This is a genomic window from Hoylesella enoeca JCM 12259 (assembly GCF_000613405.1).
Classification (GTDB): domain Bacteria; phylum Bacteroidota; class Bacteroidia; order Bacteroidales; family Bacteroidaceae; genus Prevotella; species Prevotella enoeca.
The window spans coordinates 1-7,629 of record NZ_BAIX01000068.1 but is presented as its reverse complement, the minus strand read 5'-3'; the positions used below and the strand labels follow the sequence as shown (position 1 = coordinate 7,629).

Genomic DNA, 7,629 nt, shown 5'->3' with positions numbered 1-7,629 from the left:
GCAAAAAGTTGCTAGCGGGAGCCCCACTACTCACTTTTCAAGCAAAAAGTTGCTGGCGGGAGCCCCGCCGCTCACTTTTCGAACAAAAAGTTGCTAGCGGGAGCCCCGCGGCTCACTTTTCGAGCAAAAACATGCTGGCGGGAAGTCCCGATACTCACTTTTCGAGCAAAAAGTTGCTGGAAACAACGTTTTTTTGATGAGTTCAGCGACAGGCACATCATGAATATTTCAAAAGGAATTGAACCGAAGGGCAGGAGAAAAAAACTCAATCTTGATGCGCTTGACTTCTCATTTCAACAAAGAGGGATGATATGAGGTGTTGAATAAATCTCAATGAAATAAATCTTATATCGAATTCGCATTAGACTACATCAACAGAAGCTCCAAAGCTGGGATATCAATCCGACCGCGGTGAAGCGTGAGCAATCCTTCCGCTTGCAGAGCGTTCAGAACGATAGAGATGCTTAGCCGACTGTCGTTTAATTCATGAGCCAATTGCGTCATTTTGATTTTGATATGCTTCTCACCGGCCGGTTTGAAGCAGTGGGATTCGAAAAATCGAATCACTTTTCCGCGCAGATCTGCGGGTTGTCGACGCCACGGCTGATGACTGGTGCGTTGCAGGTTCGTAGCGATCCGATTCATCAGATTCAGTCGAAAGATCATAAAGCGATCGATCAGTTTCATCGTTTCAGCTTTGTCTAAGGCGATCAGGCAGCATTTTGTTTGGGCCGTATAGGTTCGTGTGAAGCGCTGGGTGAGGCCAAACAGCCGTTCGGGTTGAATCAGGTTGGGAGCCGAAATGATTTCCTCGAATGTGTAACTATGGTCATCGGCAACGGATTCGGCGGTCAATGTGCCATCCATCAAACAGTAAAGCTGATCGCAAACATCACCGTCTTTTAGAAGTAATCGACCTGCCGGCAATTTAAGAAACCCAATTTTGGTGTGTCCCACGACCAAAGTTAGGTCATCGCGACTCATTCCTTGAAACAACGGAAGCTCCAGCATTTTGTCATAGAGTTGATTCTTGCCGTCCATCTTTCTCTATTTTTGCGTTACGGTTTGCCTAAAATCTTGCCTTTCATCGATGGTGAAAACCATACAGCATTATGTCCGCGGGCGTCAGAATAGATGAGATATGCCATCAGTTCGGGATGTCGGTCCAATATGTTTCGTGCTCCGTCGAGTCCCAACACCATGAAAGATGTGGCGTAAGCATCGGCCGTGGCGCAGTCTCTGGCTATCACCGTAGCGACAGGATGTTGTGCTGCACGGGATAGCCGGTCTTCGGATCAATGGTGTGTGCATATTTCTTACCGTTTTTGTAATAGAATTTTCGATAGTTGCCGCTGGTTGCCATCGCTTTGTCCGTCAAGTTTAAGACAGTTTGGAGTTCTTGATTCACAGAGAGAGAGTCGTCTGTGGGTTTGGTCACGCCAATGCGCCAGGGCAACCGTTTGTCGTTGATGCCGCTCGTAATAACTTCGCCCCCGATCTCAACCATGAAATTATTAATACCTTGCTGACGTAAAAAGCGGGCTACGACATCACTTCCATAGCCTTTGGCAATGGCACTGAAATCGAGCATGACGCGTGGATCGGCCTTGCGAATTTGGCCGTTTTTTAGGCTCACTTTCTGATACCCCACCAGCGAACGAATGCTGTCGATCGCGTGCCGAGTGGGTTTTACGCCATTTTTAAAGCCGAATCCCCATGCGTTTACAAGTGGAGCGACTGTGATGTCGAATGCTCCGCCGGTTTCTTTCGACACATCCTCGGCCAAACGAAACACCTCTTCAAACATTGGATCTACCGTAACAGCTTCGTTGCGATTGATTCGTGACACGACTGACTGTTTGTTGAATGCAGACATTGAGGCGTCGACTTTATTGAGTTTGGCCATGATTTCGGCATTCAAATCTTTGTCATTCTGATAGGTGATGTTGTAAATCGTTCCGAAGATATAGCCCGAATCATGTTGATAAGGCATTGAATGCTGCTGCCGAATGATCAAAATTGTGCCGAGAATGAGGGCTGCGAGGAAGGGTATTTGCCATAAAAGGCGCTTACGTTGTTTGGTAAACATACTTTGAAAGATGAAAAAGTGAAAGGGTGGAAAGGTGAAAAGGATGTGAGATTGGGCTATAATTCAAAGATGACATTGAATGTTCCGCCTAATCGCGAGTTGCCTCCTTTGCCGAATCCGGGCACATACCAGGCATTGCCGAAATCGCTTTCGCTGTGGAACAAGCGGCGTTTGTAACGCACACTCCATCCCAATCGAATCGGTCCCCACAGCTTGGCATCGATCCCGATCACTGCTTCCAACCAATGATAAGAGCATTTCACGTCGTGTGCGCCAAATTCCACGCGTTCGCGCCAAATAGGATCCAAGAGTCCCGGACTCTCTACATCGTATTTGAATGACGTGAAAGCGTAGCGGAAACCGAGGTAAAGGCGATAGTCGTCGTGCTTGTTTTTCATCATGTTGAAGTCTAAACCGGCCCGCGCATAAGGTGCATTGGTTTTGTAACGCAGTCGTGTTGCCACATCGTCTGCATTGGCCTTGCCGTATCCGAGTTCGAAAACGGGGAAGTATTTGTCCTTTAAATTCATGCGCAGCGCAGCTTCATACTGGCCGTAATCGCCGAGAGTGAGTTGTGCAAACCCCACTAAATCGCCCGAAACGGCAACGCCTCGGAACAGCGGAATGGTGTCGGGCTGCTGCGCGATGATTTTCTTCGGTCGTTGTGCTGTAGCCGAAACGCCGCATAAAAGTAGCAGACTAAGGACGGCCGCCTTTAAAGAATATGAGGAAATGAGTGGTTGACGCATTATAATTTACCGTTGAATTGTTGAGCACAATTGAGTCGATTCGGTGGTGAGTATATCTGATTCCTCGGATCGTATGGAATATCGTGGGATTGCAGTCCACTGCTTCGAAGTGGGGATGGTCCTCTTTTCGTACGACGATCGTATCGTGATAGACCACCTGATTGGTGTCTTTCATCTCGAAAAAGAACACGTCTTGCTCTCTGTGATAGCTCATTGGAAGCAGAAAACTGTCTTTTTTCACATCTTTGTTGATTAACACCGAGTCTTTATTTGCAGCTGTCTCAGTGTAGATGGTCAATGTGTCGATTAGCGTGCTGACGTTTCCTGCCAACTTATATTTGGTGAAAACACGACTGTTTAAAGGGCAATCGATCGATGAACAGGCGACTAACAGCAAGATTAAAACTATGAGAAGGATCAGTTTCCGCATCTAATTTCCTCCTCTATTTGGTAGTCGTTGCGATTCTGCGACGTGCGACTGATCAGGTCACCCAGGAATCCTGCAAGGAACAATTGCGTGCCGATCATCATCATGGTCAATGAGATATAAAAATAAGGAGAACTTGTCACCAGTCGTTGTGGTATGCCTTGGGACAATGCCCAAAGCTTATCGGCACCGATAACGAGCGTCGACAGCAGACCGATGAGAAACATTATCGTGCCTAAAAAGCCGAAAACGTGCATTGGCTTTTTGCCGAAATTGCTGAGAAACCACAGGGTGATCAAATCCAAATAACCGTTAAAGAAACGATTCAAACCAAACTTTGACTTGCCGTATTTGCGGGCCTGATGGTGCACGATTTTCTCGCCGATCTTGCAGAAGCCTGCATTCTTGGCCAAGTAAGGGATGTAACGGTGCATTTCGCCATACACTTCGATGTTTTTCACCACGTCTCGCCGATAGCTTTCAGGCCGCAATTGAAGTCGTGCAAGTTATGAATGCCGCTGATTCTGCGTGCTGTTGCATTGAAGAGTTTCGTGGGAATGGTCTTTGAAAGCGGGTCGTAACGCTTCTCCTTGTAGCCTGACACGAGGTCGAATCCCTCTTCTTTGATCATCCGATAAAGCCCGGGAATCTCGTCGGGGGAGTCTTGCAGATCGGCATCCATCGTGATCACGACATCGCCTTGTGCTTCTTTGAATCCACAATAAAGGGCCGGACTCTTGCCATAATTACGCCGAAACTTGATGCCTTTCACGCAATCCGACTCACGACTGAGCTTTTCGATCACTTCCCAAGAGTGATCCGTAGATCCGTCGTTGACGAAAATCACTTCGAAAGAAAAGCCATTTGCTTGCATCACCCGCTCGATCCAAGCATAGAGTTCGGGCAAAGATTCATCTTCGTTGTATAGGGGAATGACAACTGAAATATCCATATCGTTGTTGCTTTATTTGATTTTCTGACCTCCGTAGCGATTTTTTCGCGTGCAGACGGCAGCTATCGGCAGACTCAAAAGGAGGCCGATGAAGATATTCTGCATCATGAACATAAATGTGAGTTGTATCGGTGTGAGCGATCCGAACATAGAGATCGCCTCCCGAATATCTGTCTCTTGCAGTCCCTGGGCTTTGTAAACGGGGAGCAAGACCTGTGCCGTCTCATTCATCAGTTGCATCAAAACGCCTTGGTCCAAGAATTTGAAATAAAGATATTGAACCACAGCAAAGAGCACGGAAGCGTAAAAAAACGTGTAGCAAGAATAAGCCAATGCCCGCCGAAAAGAGATAACGCCGCCTAACGCATAGTTGCGGAACCTGATCAAACGCCATCCGATGACAAACGGGGTAGCAATAGCTAAGAGACTCCCCCACGGCAGTTGGGGACTTAAAAGCGTAAAAGCAAAACTTGCCGTCCAAATTAAAGCCACGATCGCCCCATCTTGTCGGGCAAATGCTTTCAGCTGAATCAATGCTTGAGATATCGTCATATTCGTCGGCAAATTTACGCATTTTATCTCATATCTGTTCATCGATCGTTGATAATTAACAATACAAATCAAGGTGGGAAGAGTGTAAAGTAAACTGTGTCAGGCTACAATAAGAAGTAGTTTAACACAGTTTACTTTACACTCTCTCCATCCCCACCCACCCTCAACAAAGCAAAAGGGTGAAAAGAAGCTCACCAGCCATCTTTTCACCCTTTCACTTTTAAATCGTCTTTTCCCTTTTTCTACGGTTTCTGCGGCGTCGTTCCACCACCGCCTTTCTTTTTCCGCTCCTGTTTCTGCACCTTGTTATACTTCACGCCTTTCAGATCGCGGAAATCCTTCGTGGGAGTGAAACGGATCTGCGCACGCTTGATGTGTTCCGAGGGTTTGAAATCCTCGGCCTTCTTCACCGCCTTCGACTGAATCGATGGGCGGAACGTGCCCAGCGGACCGGCGTCCACGATGTAACCCTGCGAACAAAGGAAGTACACCACCTTGCGCGCTTTGTAAAACACGGCGGCGATGTCGGCCTCGCCCACAGTCGAATCCTCGGCCATCAAAGCGCAGAGGCGGTCAAAAGCGATGTGCTCTTTCTGACAAACAAGCGTTGCCACAAACTGTTTTTTCTCTTCATCACCGGCGAATTTCAATTCGCGCTCATTTAATGAGTAATCCATTTTTGATCTCCTTTTTATTGGTTTATAATATACTGATTTACAATGCTTTACAAATTCACTTTTCGTGCTCCAAAAAACGTCTAGATGTTTCATCCAAAACGTCTAGTCATTTTCCTAAAAACATCTAGACGTTTTCCCGAAAACATCTAGATGTTTTTTCCGAAACCACTACACGTTTTTTCCGAGCATCATTTTATTCATCTCAAAACTTATTGGGCGGTCCATAGCTGCATGCTGCCGGAGCGAAGGGCGTCGTTCACGGTCACGCAGCTACTGCTGAGGCTCAGGTAGTGCACGTCGATTATATCCCACTGGTAATACGTACTCGACCAATAGTAGCCGTATTCGCCAACCCTGTGCAAGTGACCAGAAGCGTATTCGCCACGCGCTGGAAGATAGAAATAATCGTTTAAGTTGCTGGGCTTACCAGGAGTGATACTATGGTTGTTGAAAGAGTTAAATGTGGTGCGGTAATCGGTACCCTGATAATTGTTGGCGTTAAAGCCCGAGATCTTATCCTTTTTCAGAAACCACATGCCGCCAGCATAGAGGTGCCCCATTGTGGCCCAGAGTTCGGTGTCCCAGTGGGGCTCGCCTTTCATGGCATACCAAATGCATTCATTGACGTTGGGACAATCCTTGCATGATCGAGTAGCATTCCCAGGGAAAATTGGGTTATACCAGCGAGGATCAGTGCCGTTTTGAGGATAGCGCTGCCAAATTGGATGTTGCTATTGACCGTAGGTTGGTCTACATCTGCTACATAACCGGCTTTGTCCCACTCATGGCCTTTCCAATAATGCTGTCCCTCGGCGGCATCCCACATGTAATATTCATCGCCGGGGTATTCGGTGACTTTGATATTGGCTGTGATGGGATAGACGGTGTTCTCGGCATAAGCGGTTGAGGCGATGGTCTTGATGATTGTTCCACCAACGTTTGTTACGATGTCTTTAATGGTGTATTCGATGGTGAGGGCGTGGGTGCCCGGGGCGATGACGGCATAGATGGCGTTGGTGCTCTGACTGGTGGCGGCGTTATTCAGAGGGAAGCCGTTGGCGTATGTGCCGCTTGCACTCTTCGTTGTGACAGTGATCTCCTGGGATGAGCCGCTGCCGGTGAGGCCTGTGGATGAGAGCGTGTAAGTGCCGGCAATGTTGTTGTCTGCCGTGATCTTGACTTGCGTGATATAAGTACTCACCAGTCTGTTTGGCGTGCGGGGTAGCAGACAGAGATAGGAGGCCTTGTGGTCGAGATCGAATTTGTAGCTGTTGTCCGACTGCTTGTGGGCTGTTGCCGTGCCGCAGTCGCCGGCTGCGCCGAGATGCTTGGTTGAGTTGGGTTCCGTCTGCGTTTGTGCCGTTGCGATGGTCACTTGGTTGTAGGCCGACGCGTTCACGCCCGGATAATATACGTCTACGGTCGACGTTGTGTAAGCCTTCGACATGCGGAAGTTGGCTGTGGCCGATTTGGCTGTGATCTGGGCCGTGCCCGTGGCTCCGTCGGCCGTCCAAATTTTGTCGCTCGGCTCCCAGAAGTAGTCGACAGTTGTGCCGCCCGGTAAAGTCACGTCGAGCGATGTGCGGGTTTTGACGGCGCTGCCGCCGACGAAGGTCATGCCTGCAGCTGGTGCTTCAGGATTAGTTTCCGGCTTTGTTGTTTCTTCGTTCGCGCAAGCCGCCGTGAATAGTGCGAGTGTTGCGGCGGCGAATATTGATGCAATGTTTGTCTTCATGTTGTTTTTCTTTTTCATTTTCTTTGTCTTATTGTTTAATAGCTCTCTAATCCCCAAAGGCGCTCCTCTCTTGCGGGAGAGGAGGTTAGGTTTTCTTCATCCTCTTCTTCCTCAAACCATCCTTGTTTGGCGTCACCTCCGCCGCTACCTACGTGGCCTTGGCTGTGTCCTCCGCTGAACTGGGAGCCTGTCGACAACAATGACTCTGCATCAACAGGGTTGATGGTTACCGCGGGCTTGCTGTAAGCCCAACTCTCTAATTGTTTTTGTTTCATAATCGCTATGTTTTGAGTGAATAATTCGTGAAATTTTCCCCCTTGCCGGGTTGGCAAAAGGGCATAAAAAGTGAAACAAAGGGAACTCCGAGAAGCCCTTTGTTTATTGGTGTTTAGCTCACGCCTTACGCGCGCGCGTAGGGTGAAGCTGAAAAGGTGTCTACGCCAGGTGC

Annotated in this window: 8 protein-coding genes and 2 pseudogenes; all 10 read right to left on the bottom strand. The window is 48.3% G+C overall.

Features of this window, described 5'->3' with window-relative positions:
- Positions 1-366: 366 nt before the first annotated feature.
- A complete protein-coding gene (locus JCM12259_RS12045; RefSeq protein ID WP_025066629.1) occupies positions 367-1,041 on the bottom strand; it encodes a Crp/Fnr family transcriptional regulator in 675 nt (224 codons plus the stop codon).
- A 17-nt stretch (positions 1,042-1,058) separates the two neighbouring features.
- A pseudogene (locus JCM12259_RS15490) lies at positions 1,059-2,089 on the bottom strand (FAD:protein FMN transferase).
- 56 nt (positions 2,090-2,145) lie between these two features.
- Positions 2,146-2,838, bottom strand: coding sequence for a DUF6048 family protein (locus tag JCM12259_RS12035; protein ID WP_025066628.1), 693 nt, complete (start codon positions 2,836-2,838; stop codon positions 2,146-2,148).
- Positions 2,789-3,169, bottom strand: a complete 381-nt coding sequence (locus tag JCM12259_RS12030; protein ID WP_309546426.1) for a DUF6452 family protein — start codon at positions 3,167-3,169, stop codon at positions 2,789-2,791. Before JCM12259_RS12030 ends, JCM12259_RS12035 begins: the two co-directional genes overlap by 50 nt.
- 86 nt (positions 3,170-3,255) lie before the next feature.
- Positions 3,256-4,217 (bottom strand): annotated as a pseudogene (locus tag JCM12259_RS15485) (glycosyltransferase family 2 protein).
- A 12-nt stretch (positions 4,218-4,229) separates the two neighbouring features.
- On the bottom strand, positions 4,230-4,769 hold the full coding sequence (locus JCM12259_RS12020; RefSeq protein ID WP_025066626.1) for a DUF4199 domain-containing protein: 540 nt from the start codon (positions 4,767-4,769) through the stop codon (positions 4,230-4,232).
- Positions 4,770-5,011: 242 nt separating this feature from the next.
- Positions 5,012-5,446, bottom strand: a complete 435-nt coding sequence (locus JCM12259_RS12015; RefSeq protein ID WP_025066625.1) for an HU family DNA-binding protein — start codon at positions 5,444-5,446, stop codon at positions 5,012-5,014.
- A 209-nt stretch (positions 5,447-5,655) separates the two neighbouring features.
- Positions 5,656-6,048, bottom strand: a complete 393-nt coding sequence (locus JCM12259_RS15945; RefSeq protein ID WP_051559377.1) for a hypothetical protein — start codon at positions 6,046-6,048, stop codon at positions 5,656-5,658.
- Entirely contained in the window at positions 6,045-7,181 is a 1,137-nt protein-coding gene (locus tag JCM12259_RS15480) for a hypothetical protein (RefSeq protein WP_148299630.1), read from the bottom strand. The genes JCM12259_RS15945 and JCM12259_RS15480 overlap by 4 nt, the downstream gene beginning before the upstream one ends.
- A 35-nt stretch (positions 7,182-7,216) precedes the next feature.
- Positions 7,217-7,456, bottom strand: a complete 240-nt coding sequence (locus JCM12259_RS16615; protein WP_060544259.1) for a hypothetical protein — start codon at positions 7,454-7,456, stop codon at positions 7,217-7,219.
- Between the last annotated feature and the right edge of the window lie 173 nt (positions 7,457-7,629).